This window comes from Streptomyces rubellomurinus, assembly GCF_000961885.1.
Lineage (GTDB): Bacteria > Actinomycetota > Actinomycetes > Streptomycetales > Streptomycetaceae > Kitasatospora > Kitasatospora rubellomurina.
Genome location: NZ_JZKH01000373.1, coordinates 1 through 283, shown reverse-complemented (window position 1 = coordinate 283; position 283 = coordinate 1). Strand labels below are relative to the sequence as shown.

Below are 283 nucleotides of genomic sequence, written 5' to 3'. Positions count from 1 at the left end.
TCCCCAACACCTGAACACCCTCGCGCGAGAAGTCGGCCCAGCCGACTTCTCGCGCTCACTTGTCAGCGCCCAGCTGCTTCCACTCCTTGGGCAACTTGCTCTTCATCTCGGCGATCGCCTTGGTGTACTTGCCGGGCGCGATCGCCTGGGCGTCCTGCACGTCCTTGGCGATCGCCTCCTTGAACTTGCCCTGCACCAGCAGCCTCGTCTGGTCCGCTCGCCAGCCCTTGCCAGCCGTACCCCAACTTCCGGTCTTCTTGTGGTCGGCGATGTCCATCTCGAC

General features: G+C 64.0%; 1 protein-coding gene. It reads right to left on the bottom strand.

Features of this window, described 5'->3' with window-relative positions:
- Nucleotides 1–55: 55 nt before the first annotated feature.
- Nucleotides 56–283, bottom strand: a 228-nt coding sequence (locus VM95_RS38245) for a hypothetical protein (RefSeq protein WP_045706375.1), incomplete at its 5' end; no start/stop codon positions are given.